Below are 21326 nucleotides of genomic sequence, written 5' to 3' on the forward strand. Positions count from 1 at the left end.
GTCAGAACGCCGGTTCGATCACCGGGAACTCTTCAGCGGAGGAGTAGAGGCGATAGGCCTGTGTGGCGCCGGCGCGGACGTTGATTTCGGTCGAGCGCCGGCGGGAATTGTTGGTCTTCTCCGACTGCAGCACGCCGCACAGGCCCCGCCCCTGGACAGGCGTGGCGGTCAGTACGTGGCGCCCCTCGGCCAGGACAAGGGACAGGCGCTCGGCGGGGTCGAGATGTGCGGCCATCTTGCCGTCGACCATGACGCCCATGTAGCAGCCGCTGCCCACGAATCCAACGTCGCGGGTGACCGTGATGGTGCCCGTGGGTTCACCCTGGGCGTCGATCGGGAAAATGCGTGCGGCCGGAGCGTCCTTGATCTGCTCGGGGGATGCCTGCTTGGTAGGCATGCAGCCGGACAATGCGGCAATCAGCAGGGCAGGGACGAGCAGCTTCTTCATCACAGTTCTTCCTTGGCGGAGATCGGGGTCTCGATGGCCGGAATGATGCAATGAAAAGGGTTTGGAGTTACAGCCTTCCAGACGGGCAGGCACAAAAAAGCCGGAACCCCATCGACAGGAGATCCGGCTTCTTGCGGCCTCGACAGGCCATACAGATGGTGGAGGTGGGCGGAGAGGTCTCAAAAGACCTATAACTCACTGATTCCACTAGTCATCTTGGGGTGGCGGGCGTAAGCGCGACGATACCTCAAACGATACATGATCGTAGATTGGTCGGGTGGCGCAGCGCAAGCGTTAGGCATCGGCGATACTGAGAACTACGCCAATACATCTGCAAGGACGCTATGTGAGCACTCAGATTCCTCCCCGGGTTCGAGAGGCGCTGGAACAAGCCAGAGCCGCCAAGCTCGCCCGAACTGCTCCTGATGAGGCCTTCTCTGACCTGCTGACGCACGAGGTCAATAACGACTGGCTGGGATCGATGCAGGCGACCAACGATCAAATTGCCAACGCGATGCGTCGGTGGTTCTTGCAACGCTACTGCGATCCCGCCATGGAGACCCCGTATAGCAGCGACATGGGGGACTACTTTTATGTGAATGGAGGCCCTTACGATGCTCACGATGAGTTATACGACCGCTTCCAGGGGCTAGTGGAAGATGGACTCATTGAGGCAGTCGCCGATGATCTTGTATCGGACCAGGGGTTGTACTGGGCACCTACCCAGCTCACCTACTACAGGCCAGATGAGGATGTTTTCGTTGATGATCGGAACGAGCCGACCGTCAGATTGGAAGGCCGCTTAAGTGATATCAATGCGGTCTTGGGCTTAGGTGGTGATGCGTTCGCAGAGGTGACTGCGAGAAATCTGGTATTCGCATCGGTCATCAGTTCTCTGGAGACATTTCTGTGGGAGACCCTTGTCTACTGGGTGGATCACGATGAAGGCGTGGTAAGGCGTTTGATAACTGATCATCCGCACTTCCGAAATGAAGACGTGAAGCTCCATACCATTTTGGATATCAGCGATCCAATTGGGTTTGCAAGAACGAAAATTCGCTCCCACATGCAGACGACTGTGTGGCATCGCTGGGACAAGGTCGCGTCGCTATACCAGTTCGCCTTCAAAATTCGTATTCCTAGCGTGGAGGGGTTCACTGAGGCAATCAAGATCCGTCATGACATAGTTCATCGAAGCGGCCAGACGGTCGAGGGCGTTGAGCACGCTGTAACAGTTGATGCGATCTCGAATCTCTCCGCTCAGGTTCTGGACTTCGCGAACGAGATGGACCGCAAGATTGCCGATGCGATGGCACCCCCAGCTGAGGAAGAGGAACCGTCTGCGGAAGAGGAGTTCTAATTCGTGTCGCTCCCAAAGATCAGAATGCGCACTAGAGTGCTGCACGGACTCGCTCTTCTTGTCGTCGGGCCGTGGCTTGCATGGCTGTTGTTTGGTCTGCTGGTTCGGTTTGAGCAGTCGCCAGCATCTCTAGGCACGATCCCCTTTACTTGGGCCTACTACTTGGGAATCACAGCGATCCCGATGCTCTTGGGGCTGATTCTTATCGGCTTCGTGCGGCCCTTGTTCGGATGGGTCATCTACGCGCTGGGGAGTGCATTCATGCTCTACGGACAGGTGACATTGTCTATGACGCCAACCGCCTACTGACAGAGATTGCTATGTTGAAAGAATTTCCCAAGCCGCTAGCGGCAACAGTCGGTGACGTTGTGGGTTCTTACTACTACAGTCATCGGCGCCTGGAGACCATGCTGTATGAGGCGGGCGCGTCCGGGGACGTTCCGGAAGGCAACTGCGTCGATAAGGTGACGAATTGGCTGGTCAGAGAGGGTAGGGAGGACGTATCTAGGTCCTTCTCCATCCTGGGCAACCTCATCGAAGACATCATGGATGGCGAGGTCCCGTCTTGGGAGCCAGAGAAGAAGCTTAACGCTCGTAAGCGGATCACTGATGCCCTAGCACGCTACCAGTTGTCTTACGGTTTCGGTGGCCGCATTCTCGGGGCGCACTCGGTCACTGCTCCGAGCAAGGCGTTCGGCGAAGCGCTAAAGGAGTTCTCTGTCTCTGAAGTTGAAGAGGAGTTCGAGCGCGCCGTCAGGTTCATTGAATCCGACCCAGCCGCAGCGGTTACGGCGGCGTGTGCGATTGTTGAGGCACTGTGCAAGCACTACATCGCTACAGAGGGCCTTGAACTACCTTCAAATCAGACTGTCAAGCCGCTTTGGGTAGTGGTCGCCAAGCACCTCAAACTGTCGCCTGAGCAGCTGGAAGATGATGACCTCAAGAGAGTTCTCGCAGGGCTTAGCTCGATCATCGATGGCATCGGTGCCTTCCGAACTCATGCTGGTAGTGCCCACGGGCAGCACAAACGCACATATAAGGTCGCTCCGCGTCATGCTCGGCTAGTTGTCCACTCAGCGCACTCACTGTGCTTGTTTGTTGTGGAGACCTGGAAGGACCGCAAGAAGAGCGATACAGGCAGGCTGAAGGCTTAGGGCGGAGCTATGGGGATCGTTGGCTTTCTGAAATCGCTTGTGGGGGCAAGGCGTCCTGCCGCTCCCCAAGGTCAGGTGCCGCAAGAGGCTGGCTACAAGGCGCTCGAAATCACGCCAAGCGATGACGTGTTCAATTGCTACGACGCCGTATTCGACCAAGCGATGGCGAAGGTGTCGGGTCTCCCTGCGGAAGACGTAGACGCCATCAAGGATTACATCATGGCTGTTGAAGGCGGCTTCTTGAATGCTCACGGATACTACGAGCACGTGTGGGAAAATTACTTCGCAGCCCGTTCTTGGCGATGGCTTGAGCATGAGGAGTGGTTGTCCATTTTCTCTGAACTGGGTCGCTTCCCGCTCAACTTTCCTCAGCCCGTGCCGTCTCAGCGGCCATCCGTTTCTTCATTGCTACAGCGGATGAAGGTTGCTGACTTGAAGCTACTGTGTAAGTGCTGCTCAGTGAGTTTCAACTCAAAGACTAACAAGGCCCAGCTGATTGGGATGCTGGAACTGATTCCAAATATAGAGAAGCAGCCGCAGCTTCAGGCCATCGCGTCTCAGCTCAACTCTGAGGCGAGGCGGCCCCTCTACTCTCTACTTATGCGGACAATCCAGTTCCGGGCAATGAGCCTGCACAACAAGAGAAGATCTCAGGCTATTGGAGTGACAGAGTTCAGGGTCATGCACACTTTCGAGCAGGATAGAGAGTTTGTGGAGTTGGCTTGGAGGAGAGTGCCAGATGGACTTCCCCCTTTGTTTCCGGGCGACATGAGCGGACTACGCTCCGTAATCCCATCATTTGATAGCTAAGCTCTGCAGCCCTAAGGATGCCCGAAAGAACTCTGCGGGGCTCTTTACTGCACTTTTCAATTGCTGGTGTTACTTGATTTACGATGACAAAGCATGGGGTCTTCGGTGGAATCTATTTATCTCTAAAGAATCTAGCTTCCTGGCCGATATGATGATCGGTGGTTTGGTCTATCTCGCCAGATCAAATAACTTGCAAAGATGGAATGCTGAATTTTTCAACAAAAGGGAATGGTCCGAATGTGGAAAAAAAGCGACGCAGTTGGTCTTATTGGGGTTGCAGCGGTCGTCTCCGCCGTGCTGTGGATTGTCTGTCCTGTCATAAACAATCCGGCGCTTAGTTTAGGATTGCGCATCGGCATCGGCTTAGCGTTCGTGATAGCGATTACATTTATTGCTGATAGCATTTACCTAAGCGTTATGCAGGTGGGTAGGACGTTAATCAAGATGCGAACAACCTTAATTTCTATTTATATCGCCATCCTCCTGGTTGGATTTGGCGTTTCCAGATTGCTTGTTCTCTTGGGATGGTGAATCTAGTTTCTTTTTAAAAGTGAGATACAGTAGAAGTGCATAAATAACTATGGCGAGTGTAATCATTAACATAAATTAATTCCGTGCTTTTAATTTGAAATATAAATAGCACGGTTTTGATTTAAGTAAAGTGGTGCTCTATCGCCGCTTATCGCTCTTTGTATTTTGTGTGTATGCTCGATCTGCAGCTGAATTTGAACTGATTCGGAGCATTTGAATCCAAGGGGAAATATGAAAAGGATTCCACTGACTGTAGCCGCAGGCTTCGCTCTGGTTGCCTCTTTTGCCGTTTCGGCTCAGAGCCATGCGGTGAAGGGGCACTATCGCTCGGACGGTACCTACGTCCAGCCTCACCACCGTAGCAATGCGAATTCCACCAAGCTGGACAACTACAGCACCCAAGGAAATTACAATCCCTACAACGGGAAGTCCGGGACTGTAGATCCTTACAAGCCAACGCAGAGCAATCCATACGGTAGCCCCTACAACCAGCCGAGGACGCAACAGCGTCGATCTGGTTACGGCTACTGAAGTCTAGGGCCCCGCAGATGCTGGGCCTTTTTTGGGCAATTCGCCAAACGGCAGTGGTGGCTCGCGTCAGGCTGTCTCTGGCTTAGGCGCCAGGCTCACCGACCACTGCCCATTCTCTTCCTGCTTGAGCGACAGGAGATCGTAGGTCTTCACCATGTTGAGAAGACCGGAATGCCCATAGATGCCAGGCGAGAAGCCGGAATCTGCTCGCTTCAGATAGGAGCCTAAGGAGTTGAGGCTAACCTTGCCCTCCGGGGTGCTACCGGCAAGCAGTGAAACAGCCTCGATGACGAACCGAGGGCGACGCTTCGGGAGCGGGGCGCTTCCTGTGGTCTTGGCTTCATTAGTGTGGTCAGCAGGGTGCGGCGGGTCCTGAAGATCTGGCGGCTCTGGCGATGAGGCTTCTTGGGCGGACCACTCGAAGAACTGATCACAGGCATTGCGCAAAGCATCGGGGGTCTTTGCTTCGCCTACGATCAGAACCGTGGCGCCGCGCTCACGGAGCTTTCGGCAGAGATAGGCAAAGTCCGAGTCGCTGGTGACCAAGCAGAAGATGTCTGCGCGCTGATCGAAGAGCGCCTCCAGTGCATCCAAGGCCAGGGCGATATCGGAGGTGTTCTTCTTCGCTGCATATTGGAACTGAAGACATGGAGTGAAGGCCTGGCGAACCAGGGCCTCTTGCCAAGAGTTGCCCAAGGTGGTGCGATTGCCGTAGCCGCGCCGAAGCGTTACGCGTCCGACCTGTGCGGCCATGAGGAGCGCGAAATCCACGATTTCGGGAGCAACGTTGTCGCAGTCAATCATTACTGCGACGGTCGATTCTTGCGGTTGAGCCATGTTGATTTCCTTATCGCGTAGGGCATATGTGGTGCGACAGCTTGCTGCTGACTACGTCTTCCGCCGAATGATATGGTGCCCGGCTGCATCATGCTTCTTGTAGCTAACCCAAGCTTGCCCATTGCTACCTTTGACAATCTTGAGCTTCTTGGGGTCTGCGGTGCCTTCAAAGGCATAGCCAGTCATATGGATCTCGACTGGGAAGTGACCGAGCGCCTTCCCAGCCACATCCAGTTGCCAATGTGTCTGAATGAGAAATTCGCCAGGAACAGTTATGAACTTGCGCGCCTCGGGGCCCACTGAATCGACTTCCATAGTATTAAGGGTAACGGATCTCTGTACGCCCCTCAGAAGATCGAAGCCAAAGTCGATATCCTGGAAGTCCTCTTCGGAGAACACGTCTGATTTTTCGAGTATGACGGGGGAGTTGAGGGCGCGACAAATCATATGGAGTCTGCTCAGGCTTCTGATGCGCTGGAACACAGGAAGCATCTGACCGATGGGTGACACAGCAGGGTGCAGTGGCTGGCGGATCCCATTGAAGTCCAAAGTCAGCATCATTGCGTCCTCGGCAGCAATCTGGTCGGCCCACGTTGCTAGAGGGGCGAGCGTATCAATCTCCTTTAGCGCGACGCCGTGTATCGCGGAGCCCCTGATGCTAAGGTTGATTTCTGCCTTCAATGATGTCTCTACAACCGTGCACCGAATGATGATCGTCAATGGTGATGGGAGAGACTCATTCGTAATGCCTGCTCCTGCGGTGCCGTTGAATAGCTCAGCAGCTAAGCTCACTTCCTGCGCCAAGACGGAATATTCCTGGCCTGGACATACGAGGACATGGCCTTGGGTGGCTGCTTTCGTCTTCATGGTGAGCTTGCCATGAGCAAGTAGCGGCTTCATTTGATCCTGGAAGCCGGGGAGAGGCGCAAGCTTGAAGTCTTTTACATCAAATGTGCGTGGGAGGCCATACAGATATGCGTCTCGGACCAGGGCTATGTTCTCGGCCGTTCCGACTGGTGTGAAGGATAGGTCCAACCGAGAAAGCCCCTTCGAGAGCTCCTGCACTTTCTGAGTCTTGCTTTCGCCCGAACCCGGGGGCGCTCTTCGGGCGCTGCGCTTTGCTAGATCAATAGATGGCTGATTTCCGATGGATAGCGGATCTCGGGTTTGAAGAATAGGCTCTACGATGTCCCACAGATAGCGTTCAAAGCCTTCACGGTCACTGAGGACCTTTGAATGGTCGAACGTGACCACGCCTTTGCCATCGCCGATCAGCTTTTCTTGATTGCCCTTCGCCCACTCTTGAGCGTGAACCCAATAGATGGAACGGTCCGGTGTCACCCTCAAAATGAAGACTGGCAGCACATTATTCGCATACTGCCGCAATCTGTTTTTGGAAACTTGAGCGGTGAGGCGGCTTCCTCTGGGGTCGACAGAGGTCCCTTTCACTTGTGCTAGAAAGTGAATGCCGTGGTAGACAGTGTGATCGGGAGTGATGCAGAGGTCGTAACCGATGTCTATCTGATCGTGTCCAACATTCCAATCCCACTCTAAGAAGGCTTGTTCTACTGCAAGCTCTGCTTGTCGACCAGTCTTCTGAGATTTAGGGAAGTTCATCGGCTAGAACGAAAGGGGCTGCAAGGATGACAGCCTACCACTGACTTTCGGACACATCATGGATAGAACCTCTTCTTGTCCTTCAAGCAGCGCTTGAACTGCCCTTTGGCATAGACCGGAAGCACTACCGCAGGCCTGTATTTCTCCAAAGTCTCTATCTGTTTCCTCCGCATTACGACGGGCTTTTTGTGGAAGTAAGCCTCGTGAAGCACCGGCACGCGCTTGCTGACAGAGTGGCCGGTGATCAGAGCAATGTCTTCGTCAGGGACGTTCTGATGGTGAAGCTCTGTAGCGATGGTGTGTCTGAAGGCATGGAACCCGACACCTCTAGGAAAGCCAAGGTCTTTCATGTAACGGCTGAACTGGCTGAGCGCTGCCAAGCTGTAGCGAGCATTGGTCTCACCGGTCTTACGGTTCACGCCAGCGGACAGGTGTGGGAAAAGGCGAGGGTGGCCGCACTCTCTGATGTCATCCATGAAGTCTAGGAAGCCTGCGTCCAACAGGGGCTTCGGGATGGGGATCGTTCGGATAGATGCCTTGCCTTTTAGGCTTTGCCGACTCCTAAGCCGGGTCCGGTGCGCTAGGTCAGGGTCTACGGTCTTCTGAATGCGGATACACCAAATATCGCTCTCTTGGACGATGTCTGCGACTTTTAGCTGAGCGACCTCGTTGATGCGGGCACCTGTATACAGACCGATCATGGGGAGCCACCATCGGTGGGGATACTTGCTTGCCCAAGGAGTGAACGTCTTTGGGTCGAAGATGCGCCTTAGGTCTTCCTCATCAAATAGGCGCTCAGGCTTGTTGGGATCGGTGACCAGGTCTTTCTTGATCTCCGCGAACGCAGCCATGGGGGACGCTTCAATGGCTTTCGTCTTGACCAGCTGATTGAAGAAGGAGACCAGGAAGCGTCGATGACGTTCAAGCGTTGCAGGGGCAAGCTGAGGAACATCTAGCTCTTTGCCGCAGGCAATGGCTTCGTCATAGCTGATCCCTCGATAGGCGGGGTCAGAGAAGAGGCCTGGAGGTGACCAGCGCATGAGGTCCCAGAGTCGGTAGATGTGCGGGTGGTCAATGCGCGAGACGGGGATGTCGCCGCAGGTCATCTGGAGAAGGCGCAGGGTTCGGGCCGTGGAGTCGATGGTCTCCTGGGCGAGGCAGCGGCGTTCCCGGTCCCCCAGGTAGTCCTTGATCTCTACTGACAGAAGGCGGGCAGGGTGACCTGCAGAGAGTGGCTCAAGGTAGCGCGTGCCTGCGGCATTGATGCGAGAGCGTCGAGAGCGCTCCATAGCCGCGTTGAGGATTTCTTGCGCGTGGATGGCCGCTTCGCGTCCGGTGATGACCAGCTCATCAATCCGGAAGCGCCCGATCTTGACGCCTTTCAGGTGCAGCGTGTCATCGGCGTCTGGATTGAAAGGGAAGTCTTGAAGGAAGTTCTTTACTGTTTTTGGCATTGCGCTGTCTCCGGGGATGATGGGAGCAGTGCTAAGGCCTGGCTTTGATTCGTCAAACGAGATCTAGAGGGTTGGAGCGTTGCTTAGGCATTCGCCGGAACGTAGAAATTAACGCGAATACTTTTTTTGGAAATTGGTGCGGTGTGCCTTGCGAGGCGCTGTGGCGTAACGGTTTGCCTTTGGTTGCCGCTTATGTCTTGCAGTCATTTGTGTACTGTACGATTTTGAGGGTGCTTACGCCTAAGCGTGCTTTCTTACAGAATAGGCATTTAGAATTTGTGATTGTGCTCTCAAAAATATCTTCAAGATCATTCCTGTCGCCAAGCTTGGATCCTCTTCGAGCAAGTGCTAATCGCCCACCCCTATGCGGGCTTGGGGATCAGAGTCTCTGGTTTCTTTTGATTTCTCTACCGATTGCCCTAGGGGTGTCCATATCAAGCGCACTGCACTGCGCTTCAGCTGCTATCCGATTTATTTCCTGCCTAAAGGCTGCTTTGCTTTCCATGCCGTAGATGCGGGACTCCGCCTCCATTGCGTCAGCATGAGGAAGAAGCGCGGCAAGCACGGCGTCCTTGCCCTCGGTAAATGCGCCAACTATTGCAGCAGTGCAATCAGCCCGCGAGACGAACGAGATCAGCCGCTTGACCACGTCAATGTGTCCCGCTTTGGCGGCTTCACATATCGCATTCAAACCACATCTTCTGGGCCGTCCAGCGCGTTCGATCTCAGGGATAAGCAGATCAACTACTGATGCATGCCCGTTCCTGGCAGCTAGATCCAAGCCAAGGGTGTAGGTGTCGCCTGGATCTGGCAGCCGAGCTTTTAGTAGGATCTTTAGAACGGGTATATGCCCGAGAGCCGCCACGGTTGGGAAGACTTGAGTCGCACAGATGATGGATGAGGATACCGGTAGCAGCAACTTGACTATCCCCGCGTGGCCGCTCCGCGCTGCTGCGCTAAGGGCGCTGCTTTGGCGTGCCTTAGGGTCGCTCAGGGGAACAAGAAGGCGGACAACATCAGCATGCCCTGCCTTTGCTGCCTCCTCTAGCGCTTCTGAGTCGTCAGCCAGTGGATCGGTCACCGGTAACAGCGCTAACACAGTTTCAATACTGCCACTTTTCGCGGCATTGACCAGCACCAGGGATTGCTCGCCTGCTGGAGTCGGATCGGATAGGGGTATAAGCTTCTGAACGACCGAAGCCATGCCTCTCTTGGCAGCGTAAACCAAAGGGTAGGCTGTCTTCCTGGGAACTAGCTTGGGAAGGAGCGAGTCTATAACGTGTTCGCGATCCAATGAGATGGCATAGGAAACTGCTTCCCAGGCGAACTCTGATGGCATGTTTGACATCTCAATTAGTGATAGCACCATTGAGATGTCGCCCGTTTGTACCGCTTTGTCCAGCTCGTTCAATTTGTTCAATTCATACGCTCCGCCACAAAGGCTAAGGCCGGTCCCTAGCTTGTCAAACGGAGATGTTGTCCCTCTTCGCTTCTGCTCTGTGAAAAGAGGGTGGCAACTGGCTTGTGCCCGGCTGCGGGAGGCGATAGCGTATAGGGCATGGTGCTACTGGCGTTTCCTAATATCGCCATAGGCCATTGTTTCATCTCATCGCACTTATCTCGGGTTTTTTAAGAATGACCAAGCCGTCACTCGATTCCATTGCCTCCGCTAAAGCCAAGCTTGCTGAAGAGCTGCGCAAGCTTGAGGAGCAGGAGGTTCAGCTTCTCCAGGAACAAGCCGCTGATGCCTTCGCAGAGGTCGCCAGCCTCGTTTCTCAGTACGGTAAGAGCTTTAGCTCAAAGCAGCGCGCCGAACTCGTAACAATGTTGGGAGCTGATGTGCCCAAGAGGGGGGCTGCGGCGAAGAAGGAAGTGGCACCCAAGTATTGGCTTCCCCACACCGGCGAGACTTGGACCGGTCGGGGCAGGACCCCTCGTGCTTTCGCTGCCTGGGAAGGGACCTCCGCTTACACAACTTGGAAGGCTTCCCATCCCAACGAGAAGTTCCCCGCGTTTCCCGGATAAATCATCCAAGCAGGGGCAGCCTGGCGCCCCTGCTGTCTCATCTTGGGAGACCACCGGATCGTCTAATTGGGCCTTGGCTCTTGGTCCGGCTTAACGCTGGCGCTCAACCGTCGTAGCTGGGGGTGTCGAGATGCAGGTTTTCATTAGTTCGTTGATTTCTGGGATGGAAGCCGAACGAGCCGCCGTGAAGCGTGCCGTCGAGAGGCTGGGGCATGCTCCCATCATGGCGGAGGACTTCGGCGCTAGGCCTAGCTCTCCGCAAGTTGCTTGCCTTGGCGGAGTGCGAGAGTCCGATCTTGTGATCCTGATCTTGGGGCCTCGCTACGGTGTGCCCCAAGCGGGCGGGGTCTCGGCCACTCACGAAGAGATTCTGGAAGCGCGAAACCGGAAGCCTATCCTTGTCTTCCTGCAGGCAGGTGTGGAGCCGGAGGACAGCCAAGTTGCTTTGATCAATGAAGTCGGAGGTTGGGAGGGAGGCCTCTTCCGACAGGAATTTGCGTCCCCAGAGGACTTGGAGGACAAGGTGACCCGCGCCATTCATCGGCACGAGCTGGCGCATGCCGTAGCGCCACTGAATCCTGAAGAGTTGAAGGCTAGGGCGACTAGGCTCCTTCCTGCGCTGGAGAGGGGATATGGGGCGAACACGCTCCAGCTGGCAATAGCCAGCGGTCCCGTCTCAGCCATCCTTCGACCTGCAGAGATGGAGGCCCCGTCCCTGATTGCGGAGATGCAGCAGAGCGCACTCTTTGGCAGTCACCCAATCTTCGATAGGGCGGCCGGTAGCCGATCTCGGTTGGAGGGTGAAGCGCTCGTTGTGGACCAGGAGGACGGCCATAGGTCTGCGGCATCGGTACGCCTTTGGCCAAACGGTGATCTGTTGATCAGCCTTCCGGTGCCGCCTCCCACGCGTGGGATGGGGCTGCCCGTGGTGTTGGAAGAAGACGTAGCTAGCAAACTGGCCAGCGCCGTTGGATATGCGGCATGGCTGCTTTCGCGGATCGATCCAACTGAGAGAATCACCCACATCGTGCCAGCCGTTAGGCTCAGTGGGGATGGTGGCGGTGCTTGGCGCACCAGGGCTGAGCATGACGCTAGCCCTAATTCGGGGCAGTTCCCATGGCGACAAGGTGAGCATGAGGAGCCTGTATTCCTGTCTCCCGCGCATCAAGTCAGGCACGTGCTGTCGATGGATGCACGTCGAGTGATCGAGGACTTTGTCGTTCTGCTGAGGCGACGCTGGAATCAAAACTGATCAAGCATCATCTTCAACTGTGTTGGAGTTGGGGTTCGGGTAGCAAACTTGGAATTTCGCGCTGATGGGGGGGCAATAGGGATGTCTGTGGAACTGATCTTGGATCGGCAAGCCTATAGGCACTATGCCCCTAGCGAGTTGCATGATCACTTTGCTGCTTTTGACAGATTGCTCGCGTCAGCGGTTCGCCGGGATCGCAGCACGGCAACGCTGGTGGCCAACCCGTTCCATCTATTTTCTGCGAAGAAGCGATATCCAGTCATCCACCTTGTGGCTATGAAAGACAGGGAACGATGGCGCTATTTCCAGCTTCCATTTGAAACCTACGCAATCAAAGAAGGGCACCGCTTTGTCAGCGAGGATGGGGCTTCAACGAAGGCGATAGCTCAACCCCAATTCTGTTTTGAAGTTGTAGCTGACCCTTCTCTCAACGTCTTTGAAACGATGAGAGGTCGGTCCTATGCCTCGGCAGATGAGTTGCGCGCCGACGCTGAACTTATGCGAAAGTTCAACGAAGGCGGGAAAGATGTTGCGATTCCCTCAGTGTTGCTCACAGCTCCTATTGCACTGCTTAGGCGAGGAGTCGCCGGGCGTTTCTTGCAACAAAAATACACGCTCTATCAACATATCTTCGGCTCTGGGGCGGAATACCCCAATGATGGCCCATTCTATATAGGCATCACATCACGAGACTGGAAGAAGCGTTGGAGGGAGCACTGGGCCGCTATACAGCGTGGTTCAGGTCACAAGTTTCACAGGGTTTACCGAGAAAGGATTGCGGAGCGCGCCTTGACCTATGTCCATCACAAGGTGATGGGTGTGGCGCCTAGCCTTGACCAGATACAAGACCTGGAGGAGACCTTCGTACAAGGCCACTGGGACGACGAGCGCCTGTTGAACATGATTCCTGGCGGCAAAGCAGGTATTGCCTATCTTCATCGGCACCGAATGCTTGATGAGCAGGTTAGGCCTACTCCTGACAGGGTCGAGGGGGCCTTGGAGGAGTGGGCGAAAGACCATCCTCGAAAAGGGAGTCCGGCGCCATGGATTGCTGAGGCTTGGCAGAGGCCTGAATACGCGTCACAGGTGATCTGCGGTCGAGATGACAGATTGAATGTTGACCAGGTGCTTCAGATCAGGCTTCTGGCCTCAGGCGGTGTTTCGGCCGACGATATTTCTAAACAAATTGGTGCCAAGCGGGAGCAGGTCGAAAGAGTAGTCAAGGGAAAATCGTATGCGAGAGTCATGCCTCAACCTTAGGTCGCACAATAGTATCAATCCTGTCCTGCGATTAGATTGCACGCGCCGGGGCCTGTGCGCCAATTGTTCGGCGCCTCCGTCCAGTTTGCGTCATAAAAATGCCGGTGTTGGGCGCCTTCTTTGATTCTGGTAGTGTGACTAGCTGTCAAGAAGTGTTGGATCTCTATGCCGCCTTTCTCTCAGGAAATTCTCCCCAAATTTAAACGTTGGGGAACGAGTCTTCTTGCCTTAATAATTCGCGAACACATTGACAAGCTGCAGGGCGAAGCTAGGCGTCTAGGCTTCAGGAATGGATATGAAGATGGGCATTCCTCGGGCTACAAGAAGGGTTTTGAGGAAGGCCAACTGATCTATCGAGTGGAGGACTTGCCTGCGCCTGCACCGAAGCCGGTCGATCAAGGCCTGTATGGGCCGTTTCCGTTCGATGTTGGCCCCGTCGAGGCGGCGATGCGAGCCGAGGTGGCTGCAGCAGTCAAAGCAAAGGTGGTGAGTCCGCCAACAGACGAGCAGTGGGATATGATTTTGGCCGATCACCCGGCTACTTGTATCTCGGCAGGGGCCGGATCGGGTAAATCAACCACCCTAGTTTTAAGGGTGGTCTTCATGCTGGTTCATTTGCAGATTCCTGAGGAGCAGCTTACCGTCATTTCCTTCACGAAAGCATCCTGCGCTGACTTGTGCAGGTCGCTGGTGAAGGTGATGCGTCATTGGGGGCGCAATGTTGACGATGAGTGGGCTAAGAATCGCGTCAGGACATTCCACTCCGTCTTGTATGGTCTAGCGTCTGTTCCTTTCCCTGGGCGCCAGTTCTTCGACTTCTATAATGGTGGAAAGGCGGGCGACGGACCTGTCGATGAGTTTTCAGTTGACAACCCAATAGGCGCTTCAAAACTAAACGACGCTCAGTCGAGCGTGTTGAGAGAGGCCTATATTTCCCTATTTAATGATGACGATATCTTTCGAGAGAAAATTCTGTCGATCTTGAAGAGTGAACTGGCTGTAAGGCGCTCAGATCGTGACGGAGAAGATCTCAAAGACTATCAGCTCTCATACGCCAGCGAGCGTGACTACCAAGTTCGCCGATTGGTCGAATCTGCGTGGGCGGTAGATGGCTGGCCATTCGACGGGGTCGAGACGGGTGACTTTAAGATCAAGGCCAGCATTGGAAAAAACAGCATATATGCTGATGGGCGCGAAGCCGCGACTGGAATTCCAATTGTGCTGGATATTCACCACTCTGTGGACACCAAGGGTCGTGAAGCGCTGGTAGGAAAGAAGCCTGTATCCATATCCCTTGCCGTTAACAGCAAGCTTAAGATAATTTCAAGATATGCCGAAACCCCTTATATCTTGCTTAGATCACACGAGGATGTCGCCGCGTTCCAGCTTCGGCAAAAGTGGCTGACGATATCCGGAGCTAACGATAAGTTGGGTGATGCGCCGATCTTCCCTCTGAAGATTCAAGGGGAGCTGTCGTCGCTCCAGATTTTCGAGGCGCTGTATGCCCAAGGCTCGTTCATTGAGAGCCACGGATTCGAGGTCGCCGAATTGATCGCCAAACTTCCTGCTCCTCAGGTCGCTGGAGTCACCGCTGACTTCATTGGCGCCTTGGCACGCTTTTGGCCACATCTGCGGCGCTGCATGGAAGATTCTCGCCTGCACACGTTTAATCAAGTCTTTTTAGCAATGACTAGAGAAGCTAGTTCGATTAGGTTTTCTCCGTCAAAGATGCAGTCCATGCGTCATCTGCTGATCGATGAGTTCCAGGACATTTCTCCTCAGATTGCCGCATGGATAAAGGCCATGCAGAGAAGGATCTTGGCTGACAATGTGGGGCTTCCTGTAAGCATCATGGCAATCGGCGATGACTGGCAGTCCATCTATGGGTGGCGGGGCAGCTCGCCTCAGCTGTTCATTGACTTCCAGAAGTATTTCCCCGCCCACTCCCAATTGGGTCCAGCCCCACAACTTAAGTTCACCGCCAATTTTCGCTCTATCGACCAGATCATCCGGGACTCGGAACGGCTCATTAGCAAGGTCACTTCAAAGGTGGAGAAGATCTGTCGGGCACAGATCACCACGAGTGAAGGAGATCACGGTGTCAAGTTGATTGAGTATGGTAAGCCTAAGGCGCGAACCACCGATAAAGAGGCGCTCGATCACCTTGTGAAAGCGGTCGGTGCACAGTATGCGCTTGCGCTGAAGATGAAGAGCAAGCACAAAGATCACCTGATTGTAATGACGCGATCCGGCGAGATATCTAAGGCGCTTCGCAGCGCCTTTAAGCCAAAGGACTACCCTGGATTAGCCATCAGTACATATCATAAAGCTAAAGGCCTAGAGGCTGATGTTGCCTTCATGATCGATGATTGCAGGGCGGGCAGCCCGCATCCTCTTCGCAACCTAATTTATAGGGTCAGCGGAATGTATCCCGGCTACAGCTACGATGATGCGTGCGCGGATGAGGCGCTGCGGCTCGCTTACGTCGGAATAACGAGGGGGCGCCGCAGAGTTGTTTGGCACGTGAGAAAGGCTGAGCCTGACGGAAGCGCGGTGAACTTTAGGTAATTTCAGCGCTGGCGAAACTGTTAGAGGAGCGGCCCGTTCCCTCGCTTCGGTGGGGACGGGTCTTTTTTCTTGCCAATGCTTGCCCACCAAATAGCTAGGCGAATACGGGTTTTGGAAATGAAGCTTCGCAAGCGTTCCCGTCTCGTTCCCTGATGTAGCACCATAAATTCCTCTGCTCTAAGGTTTCTTGCGGCTTACTTATTCGCTAGAGCCTTCAACAGTTGCAAGGCCTTTGCTTGTTTGGGACCGTCTAGTTGCGATAGCACTAGGATTGCCTCAGCCACAACATCCGATGCCGCCACGAAGTAGGCCGCAGGAAGGTCCAGAAGCTCCGCGAGCTTCTCGATGGTCTCCAGGTCTGGCTTGTGCATCCCTCGTTCATATCGGCTGATTCGAGGCGCCGTCGTGTTTGAGTCATCCACACCCATGAGCATTTCGCCTAGCTGAGCTTGGGTCCAGCCTTTGGCGACGCGTGCTGCGCGTAGGCGATGACCGAGGGCTGTGGGCGTGGGCTGAGGAGCGGGCATCCGGCAGAAACAAACACGTTGACTCTCCAGAGTTTGACCGCATAAGCTTAGCCGGTCATTTGCGTTCAACGCAAAATTGAACTTGGAGGCTGTCGTATGGATATGAGGTGCTGGGCAGTGGTGGGTCTCCTGGCGTGCGCTGCTTCTGCTGGGGCAGCGCCCAGCCTGTCGTGCCAGCTGCAGAGCGGCCAGTTCAAGGCGGGTGGGGGAGGAAAGCCCAAGGTCTCCGCTTTCATCTGGGCCACGGGTCATGGCTCCGCAACGCCAACTGGCCCCATCCGAACCAGGATCGGCCGCATCGACCCTGGAGAAGGCCGGGACTACAAGCGCGCTATCAAGCTGGATGGCAAGCCCATTCTGCTGCCTCCGGAAGCGCATAGCGTGGTTGGCTTCGGCAAGGTCTACGACTTCGGGGGAGTCGTTGCCTTGGCTTACCTCGGTGAGCGTGAGGAGGACTCGTCCGCCCGGCCTAGCCAGATCGTCGTGGTCATCAACAAGGCCGGGTCAGTGATCGATAGCGAAGTCCTGCCTGGCACTGCAACGAATCCCGGCAATCACTGCCTACTCATCGACTGATCGAGGAACACATATGAAGAAGCTTTGGATGGTTTCCGCCGCTGCGCTGCTGGCTGCTTGCTCTGGTGGTCCTGGTAGTGGCGATGTTGAGAAGGCGCTGACGGTGTATTTCAAGGAAGCGACGGGAACGACGATGACGTTTGAGCACTTGAAGGTAGGAGACTGCGTGCGTGGGGACAGTCCCGGTTACGCGTGCAGTGTCACTGGAACGGCCCGCTACCAGATCGGCACTCGCATTGAGCAGCAGCAGCTCGTTGGCACGTTCGTTATCGACAAAGTTGGCGGCAACTGGACTGTTGTAGACCGTCGCTGAATTCAAGCCCGCAAACCAAAGCTAGGAAGCTTGTATGTGGACCTTGTTCAAGGTAATCCGCTGGATCATCACCGGTCTCACGCTTTGGTGGCTGTGCGGTGCCGTGTTCGAAGACGGCACGACGGCTGACGGAGCAGTCTTCGGGCTGATGCTGTTTGGACAGCTGGTCTTTTGGCCCCTTGCGCTGCTGTGGGGCTTGCCGTGGCTGTTCCGTCGCCGAACGCCCAAACTGAAGAAGCATAGGCCTGAAGAGTTCGAGCCCACGGTATCCCATGATCACATTGCCTTGGACGTTGGCAGGGACACTATCTGGTTTCGAGACCCCGTGAAGGGCGAGCGCTATCTGAGGCGGTCTGAAGTGCTCGCCATCCGCACTGGGGAATACAACTACAAAGGCGTAGTCACTCATCGCCTAGAAGTCCAGGTGCGGGACGTTGTTCACCCGCTCTGGCTGGTTCCTTTCGTGCGCCACTCTGATCGTTGGCTCAAAAGCACATCTGTCAACGAGGCCGAAAGGGAAGAGTGGTTCGCCAGGATGAGGGCTTGGCTTACTTAGCCTAAATGATCGGACTCGCTGAGCGGCTGCTCTGGGGGTGCTAGACGAGCTGCTAGCTGAGTTGGTCCGCAGATGAGCCGCCAGCTCTTATCCGTATGCCTTCCTTGGGCATCACCCACTGAAGGATTTGCCCACTAGCTACAACTCTTGGGCGTAGCCGTGCGTCGACCTCAGGCGAATCGGAACTCCATTATCATGCCGAGGGGGCAATTCTTGGCGGCAGACCGCAATCGCGGGGCAGGGCTGGCTGCCTCTCCGAGACCACTGGGCACGGCAACACACTGCGATCTTGCGCTAGCTTGCCGTGCGTAGTGACCTAATGATAATTTCACTAGAGATGCATCCCGGTGCTGGCGGGCAGCTAGTTTTTTTGAACCGGCCGACCGGGTTGTGATGGTTTCTAAGAATTTTCATGAGGGGGATGATTGCTATGGCTTCTGATTCTGCTGCTTCCGCTGCTCCCGAGAAAGAAAAGGCTGCGAGGCGAAAAATTCCTGGTGGGCTTCCTTACACCTCAAGTCCAGGGGTACTCAAGCGAGTGCTTGAGAAAATACCTCATTCTGAGAAGCCGGGTGTATTCAATACCGATTTCTTGGCTACCGTTCTTGGTGCATCTGGAGGTGCGGCTAGGCCTATTGTTCCGATTCTCAAAGCTGCTGGTTTGTTGAATCAGTCAGGTGCGCCCACTGAGCTTTACTCTCAGTTTCAAACTGAAGCAGGTCGTCCCGCCGCAGCAATTCAAGCTATGAAGAATGGATTTTCAGAGATATTTAGAAGAAATCAGTATGCGCATCGTACTGATGAGGCCGCGCTAGCTGATATTGTTGTTGCGGTTACGGGGCTGCCTAAGAAGGACGGGGTTGTAAGATATATAACTAATACATTTCAGGTGTTTCAAGAGTTCTGTAAAGGATATCGTGAGGAATCGACGCCTGAAGCTGAGCAGGAAGTTGGAGATAGAGAGGTTTCTTCGTCTTTGACATCATCTCTTACTGCTTCGAGGTCAATGCAGTTGGCCTACAATATTAATGTGGTGTTGCCTGAAACAACGAATGTTGAGGTGTATAACGTAATATTTAGAAGTCTAAAGGCGAATCTCCTGTCATGAGCGAGCACACTGTTGAGTTGTTTGTGTTGAAGTGTGCCGTGATCCAGGCTGGATTGAATTCGGAAGCGGCTTCCGTCAATATGAACCATCCACCAATTGAGGCTGACGATAGGTTGGAGCCGTTTATACGCCAGTTCGATTCTAGAAATAGGATGAATGCGTCTAGGATGTCTCGCTACTACGAGCTCTTTTACCTGCTGGAAAACGACATTCGACGACTTATTGTGGACACCATGGAGGCTGCTCACGGTCAAGGGTGGTGGGATACGAATGTGCCACAAGGTGTACTGGATGAGGTTCGGAAGAATCGTACTCGGGAAGCTAGTGCGGCTGTTACAAGTCGATCTGACGATAATATTGATTACACGACATTCGGCCAGCTTGGTGACATTATTCGCGAAAACTGGACGGATTTTGCTGGCATGCTTAGCAACCAGCAGGCCGTGAGCCGAGTAATGGCGGGGTTAAACATGCTACGAGGCACCATTGCTCACTGTGGGGTGCTGGCTGAGGATGAGGTCGATAGGCTGAAGTTGGCTATAAGGGATTGGTTCCGGGTGCTAGAGGGGCCTCGAAACTGAGGTTTTTGGCTCCGCTCTCTTTGAAGCAAGAGCGCACTTAGGCATTGCCCTGCGGGCAATGCGTGCGCAAGAGGCTGTGCCCCTTGACCCCCTGGAAAAGCGCTTGCCAAAGCCTAAATCGTAGGCATAAAGGCAAGTGCGGGGGCCAGAACAAGGAGCATCAATGGCCATCTATCACACAAGAGTAAAGACCTTCAGCCGTGCCCAGGGGCACGCATCCACCGCCGCCGCTGCCTACAGGGCGGGGCTGCTCATCATCGATGAGCGAACGGGGCTTCGACACGATTACCGAAAGCGCGGCGGGGTCGTTGAGACCCGTTGCCTCGCTCCCGACGACGCTCCCGACTGGGCTTTCGACCCCCGACAACTCTGGCCTGCAGCCGAGGCTTCGGAGCGCCGAAAAGATGCCACGGTCGCTAGAGAGTTCGAGGTGGCCTTGCCACACGAATTGAGCAATGAGCAGCGTTCAGACCTGGCAGCCGAAATATCGCGCTGTCTGGTCCAGCGTTACAGGTTCGCTGTCCAATCCAGCGTCCATGAGCCGCAAACGGCAGATGGCCTTAACTATCACGTCCACATCTTGGCTACGACTAGGCGGGTGGACGCAGAGGGGCTGAAGGACAAGACCAGAGAATTAGACGGCGGCCCTTCGGGTCGAGGAGAAGTCGAATGGATCCGCGCGATGGTGGGTGAAGCCATCAATGCTCACCTGGCCGCAGCCGGTGTCTCGGCACGTGTCGATCACCGCAGCTTAAAAGATCAGGCCGCTCAGGCTGCAGAGCAAGGGGATGAGCTTACGGCAGCGGAGCTTTCCCGTGCTCCAGGACTTCACATGGGCAAAGACGCCACTGCCTTGCATCGCCGAGGTATGGATACCGATCTTAAGCAGGGCAATGACGGAATCGCTCGCGATAACAATGCTGCTTGGGATCGTGCCGTCGCTGACCTGGCAGAGCAGGGCAGGTTGATGGAACCCGCATCCGATCAAGCCGTGCCGGTTGGCTCGCGCCAGGTTCCACTGGGCCCCGCCACGCAACCAATGCTGTCTCCTGGTGGAGAGATTCGTCTGGGTAACGTGGCCAGGGAAGTCATGCCGGTTGAGGCGGTTGCCGATGAAGGGGCGCGGCAACCTCAGGCCACACCATCCAAGCAGGCCCTGAAGGAAGTGTTGGAGATGTGGGCCGAGGCGTGGATTGAGGCGCTGCGAGATCGGCTTAGATTTACGCGCAGGTTGCTCCGCAGCAGTGCTGCTCTGATATCCACTCATGTCGCAGCGCCCAGGCTCCGTGGGGACTTGGAAGAGCTGCTCGTAAGACTGAAGAAGTTGAAGCGGGACGCACTGCGCTTCAAGCGTAGGCTGAAAGCTGAAGACCGTGCCCAGCGCGTATTGGCCCAAGCAGAATTTGCCTTGGAGAGCTTCGAAAGCCAGAACCCACGTCCAGGGATCCTGAATCGCTCAGACTGGTCGCGGCGTCGGGCGCGCCGTGTCAGGGCTGTCGAGCTGGGGCGCGAGGAGTATCAACGCTCTCACGAAGCCACTGGCCCTAAGGCTCAGGAAGACTACAACCGTCAGACAGATGAGTCCCTCTCACAGCTGGAAAACTGGAGTGAAGTGTTGCTTCGGAGATATCCGGTGTTGGTGGACGCGCCCACTGACGCTCCCGCAGCGACTATTCCTGCTGATGCCTTGCTGGCAATGAAGCAGAGCAAGGAGCCTGGTGCCCGGTTGCACTGACCGACAAGCGAAGGCCCCGGCGAGCCGGGGCTTCAGCCAACCTCGTTTCGAAGACTCAGTGGTAGGTAGGTCCGCGAGTGGGC

The 21326-nt window shown here is 55.1% G+C and carries 21 protein-coding genes; 15 read left to right on the forward strand and 6 right to left on the reverse strand.

Going from position 1 to position 21326, the window contains the following annotated elements:
- Position 1 precedes the first annotated feature (1 nt).
- A complete protein-coding gene (locus V3B30_RS16735) occupies positions 2-448 on the reverse strand; it encodes a lipoprotein (RefSeq protein WP_075076051.1) in 447 nt (148 codons plus the stop codon).
- Positions 449-794: 346 nt separating this feature from the next.
- Here V3B30_RS16735 and V3B30_RS16740 point away from each other — a divergent pair, with 346 nt between their 5' ends.
- The 5 genes from V3B30_RS16740 (at position 795) to V3B30_RS16760 (ending at position 4303) form a co-directional block, all read left to right on the forward strand.
- Positions 795-1808 (forward strand): hypothetical protein, encoded by a 1014-nt coding sequence (locus V3B30_RS16740; RefSeq protein WP_262083901.1) that lies wholly within the window; start codon positions 795-797, stop codon positions 1806-1808.
- A 36-nt stretch (positions 1809-1844) separates the two neighbouring features.
- A complete protein-coding gene (locus tag V3B30_RS16745) occupies positions 1845-2117 on the forward strand; it encodes a hypothetical protein (RefSeq protein WP_262083900.1) in 273 nt (90 codons plus the stop codon).
- 11 nt (positions 2118-2128) lie between these two features.
- Positions 2129-2962, forward strand: a complete 834-nt coding sequence (locus V3B30_RS16750; RefSeq protein ID WP_262083899.1) for an abortive infection family protein — start codon at positions 2129-2131, stop codon at positions 2960-2962.
- Between the two features lie 9 nt (positions 2963-2971).
- Positions 2972-3772 carry a hypothetical protein gene (locus V3B30_RS16755; RefSeq protein WP_262083898.1) on the forward strand — a complete coding sequence of 267 codons (801 nt, stop codon included), beginning with the start codon at positions 2972-2974 and terminating at the stop codon, positions 3770-3772.
- Between the two features lie 237 nt (positions 3773-4009).
- A complete protein-coding gene (locus V3B30_RS16760) occupies positions 4010-4303 on the forward strand; it encodes a hypothetical protein (protein WP_074726086.1) in 294 nt (97 codons plus the stop codon).
- Positions 4304-4900: 597 nt separating this feature from the next.
- Here V3B30_RS16760 and V3B30_RS16765 read toward each other — a convergent pair.
- The 4 genes from V3B30_RS16765 to V3B30_RS16780 form a co-directional block, all read right to left on the reverse strand.
- Positions 4901-5671, reverse strand: a complete 771-nt coding sequence (locus tag V3B30_RS16765; protein WP_262083897.1) for an NYN domain-containing protein — start codon at positions 5669-5671, stop codon at positions 4901-4903.
- Positions 5672-5722: 51 nt separating this feature from the next.
- Positions 5723-7288: a DUF4365 domain-containing protein gene (locus V3B30_RS16770; protein ID WP_262083896.1), complete on the reverse strand. Its 1566-nt coding sequence runs from the start codon at positions 7286-7288 to the stop codon at positions 5723-5725.
- 56 nt (positions 7289-7344) lie between these two features.
- Positions 7345-8742: a site-specific integrase gene (locus V3B30_RS16775; protein WP_262083895.1), complete on the reverse strand. Its 1398-nt coding sequence runs from the start codon at positions 8740-8742 to the stop codon at positions 7345-7347.
- A gap of 379 nt (positions 8743-9121) precedes the next feature.
- Entirely contained in the window at positions 9122-10153 is a 1032-nt protein-coding gene (locus V3B30_RS16780; RefSeq protein ID WP_262083894.1) for an ankyrin repeat domain-containing protein, read from the reverse strand.
- Positions 10154-10377: 224 nt separating this feature from the next.
- Here V3B30_RS16780 and V3B30_RS16785 point away from each other — a divergent pair, with 224 nt between their 5' ends.
- The 4 genes from V3B30_RS16785 to V3B30_RS16800 all read left to right on the forward strand — a co-directional run bounded on the left by V3B30_RS16785 (position 10378) and on the right by V3B30_RS16800 (position 15847).
- Entirely contained in the window at positions 10378-10767 is a 390-nt protein-coding gene (locus V3B30_RS16785; RefSeq protein ID WP_262083893.1) for an H-NS family nucleoid-associated regulatory protein, read from the forward strand.
- A gap of 130 nt (positions 10768-10897) precedes the next feature.
- Positions 10898-12019 (forward strand): DUF4062 domain-containing protein, encoded by a 1122-nt coding sequence (locus V3B30_RS16790; protein WP_262083892.1) that lies wholly within the window; start codon positions 10898-10900, stop codon positions 12017-12019.
- Positions 12020-12106: 87 nt separating this feature from the next.
- Entirely contained in the window at positions 12107-13279 is a 1173-nt protein-coding gene (locus tag V3B30_RS16795; RefSeq protein WP_329809757.1) for a hypothetical protein, read from the forward strand.
- Positions 13280-13444: 165 nt separating this feature from the next.
- Positions 13445-15847 carry a UvrD-helicase domain-containing protein gene (locus V3B30_RS16800; RefSeq protein WP_262083890.1) on the forward strand — a complete coding sequence of 801 codons (2403 nt, stop codon included), beginning with the start codon at positions 13445-13447 and terminating at the stop codon, positions 15845-15847.
- A 194-nt stretch (positions 15848-16041) separates the two neighbouring features.
- On the opposite strand, the gene V3B30_RS16805 is transcribed toward V3B30_RS16800, so the two are convergent.
- Positions 16042-16374 (reverse strand): helix-turn-helix transcriptional regulator, encoded by a 333-nt coding sequence (locus V3B30_RS16805; protein ID WP_164222068.1) that lies wholly within the window; start codon positions 16372-16374, stop codon positions 16042-16044.
- Between the two features lie 117 nt (positions 16375-16491).
- Between V3B30_RS16805 and V3B30_RS16810 the strand changes: the two genes are divergently transcribed.
- The 6 genes from V3B30_RS16810 to V3B30_RS16835 all read left to right on the forward strand — a co-directional run bounded on the left by V3B30_RS16810 (position 16492) and on the right by V3B30_RS16835 (position 21243).
- The gene (locus V3B30_RS16810) at positions 16492-16950 is read left to right on the forward strand and encodes a hypothetical protein (protein WP_262083889.1); all 459 of its coding nucleotides are present in this window, start codon (positions 16492-16494) and stop codon (positions 16948-16950) included.
- 13 nt (positions 16951-16963) lie between these two features.
- Positions 16964-17263 carry a hypothetical protein gene (locus tag V3B30_RS16815; protein WP_208043997.1) on the forward strand — a complete coding sequence of 100 codons (300 nt, stop codon included), beginning with the start codon at positions 16964-16966 and terminating at the stop codon, positions 17261-17263.
- 34 nt (positions 17264-17297) lie between these two features.
- Positions 17298-17819 (forward strand): hypothetical protein, encoded by a 522-nt coding sequence (locus V3B30_RS16820; RefSeq protein WP_262083888.1) that lies wholly within the window; start codon positions 17298-17300, stop codon positions 17817-17819.
- Between the two features lie 430 nt (positions 17820-18249).
- On the forward strand, positions 18250-18927 hold the full coding sequence (locus V3B30_RS16825; protein ID WP_262083887.1) for a DUF5343 domain-containing protein: 678 nt from the start codon (positions 18250-18252) through the stop codon (positions 18925-18927).
- Positions 18924-19508, forward strand: a complete 585-nt coding sequence (locus tag V3B30_RS16830) for a Swt1 family HEPN domain-containing protein (protein WP_262083886.1) — start codon at positions 18924-18926, stop codon at positions 19506-19508. The genes V3B30_RS16825 and V3B30_RS16830 overlap by 4 nt, the downstream gene beginning before the upstream one ends.
- A 163-nt stretch (positions 19509-19671) precedes the next feature.
- A complete protein-coding gene (locus tag V3B30_RS16835) occupies positions 19672-21243 on the forward strand; it encodes a MobA/MobL family protein (RefSeq protein WP_262083885.1) in 1572 nt (523 codons plus the stop codon).
- The last annotated feature ends 83 nt before the right edge of the window (positions 21244-21326 follow it).

Origin of the sequence: Stenotrophomonas sp. SMYL41, assembly GCF_036319965.1 — a bacterium.
GTDB lineage: Bacteria > Pseudomonadota > Gammaproteobacteria > Xanthomonadales > Xanthomonadaceae > Stenotrophomonas > Stenotrophomonas maltophilia_R.

Bases quoted from the DNA above. Each gene is read 5' to 3' on its own strand.
- V3B30_RS16750 (WP_262083899.1), top strand. From the start codon at position 2,129: ATGTTGAAAGAATTTCCCAAGCCGCTAGCGGCAACAGTCGGTGACGTT.
- V3B30_RS16835 (WP_262083885.1), top strand. From the start codon at position 19,672: ATGGCCATCTATCACACAAGAGTAAAGACCTTCAGCCGTGCCCAGGGG.
- V3B30_RS16790 (WP_262083892.1), top strand. From the start codon at position 10,898: ATGCAGGTTTTCATTAGTTCGTTGATTTCTGGGATGGAAGCCGAACGA.
- V3B30_RS16830 (WP_262083886.1), top strand. From the start codon at position 18,924: ATGAGCGAGCACACTGTTGAGTTGTTTGTGTTGAAGTGTGCCGTGATC.
- V3B30_RS16815 (WP_208043997.1), top strand. From the start codon at position 16,964: ATGAAGAAGCTTTGGATGGTTTCCGCCGCTGCGCTGCTGGCTGCTTGC.
- V3B30_RS16755 (WP_262083898.1), top strand. From the start codon at position 2,972: ATGGGGATCGTTGGCTTTCTGAAATCGCTTGTGGGGGCAAGGCGTCCT.
- V3B30_RS16825 (WP_262083887.1), top strand. From the start codon at position 18,250: ATGGCTTCTGATTCTGCTGCTTCCGCTGCTCCCGAGAAAGAAAAGGCT.
- V3B30_RS16735 (WP_075076051.1), bottom strand. From the start codon at position 448: ATGAAGAAGCTGCTCGTCCCTGCCCTGCTGATTGCCGCATTGTCCGGC.
- V3B30_RS16775 (WP_262083895.1), bottom strand. From the start codon at position 8,742: ATGCCAAAAACAGTAAAGAACTTCCTTCAAGACTTCCCTTTCAATCCA.
- V3B30_RS16820 (WP_262083888.1), top strand. From the start codon at position 17,298: ATGTGGACCTTGTTCAAGGTAATCCGCTGGATCATCACCGGTCTCACG.
- V3B30_RS16800 (WP_262083890.1), top strand. From the start codon at position 13,445: ATGCCGCCTTTCTCTCAGGAAATTCTCCCCAAATTTAAACGTTGGGGA.
- V3B30_RS16785 (WP_262083893.1), top strand. From the start codon at position 10,378: ATGACCAAGCCGTCACTCGATTCCATTGCCTCCGCTAAAGCCAAGCTT.
- V3B30_RS16765 (WP_262083897.1), bottom strand. From the start codon at position 5,671: ATGGCTCAACCGCAAGAATCGACCGTCGCAGTAATGATTGACTGCGAC.
- V3B30_RS16760 (WP_074726086.1), top strand. From the start codon at position 4,010: ATGTGGAAAAAAAGCGACGCAGTTGGTCTTATTGGGGTTGCAGCGGTC.
- V3B30_RS16805 (WP_164222068.1), bottom strand. From the start codon at position 16,374: ATGCCCGCTCCTCAGCCCACGCCCACAGCCCTCGGTCATCGCCTACGC.
- V3B30_RS16770 (WP_262083896.1), bottom strand. From the start codon at position 7,288: ATGAACTTCCCTAAATCTCAGAAGACTGGTCGACAAGCAGAGCTTGCA.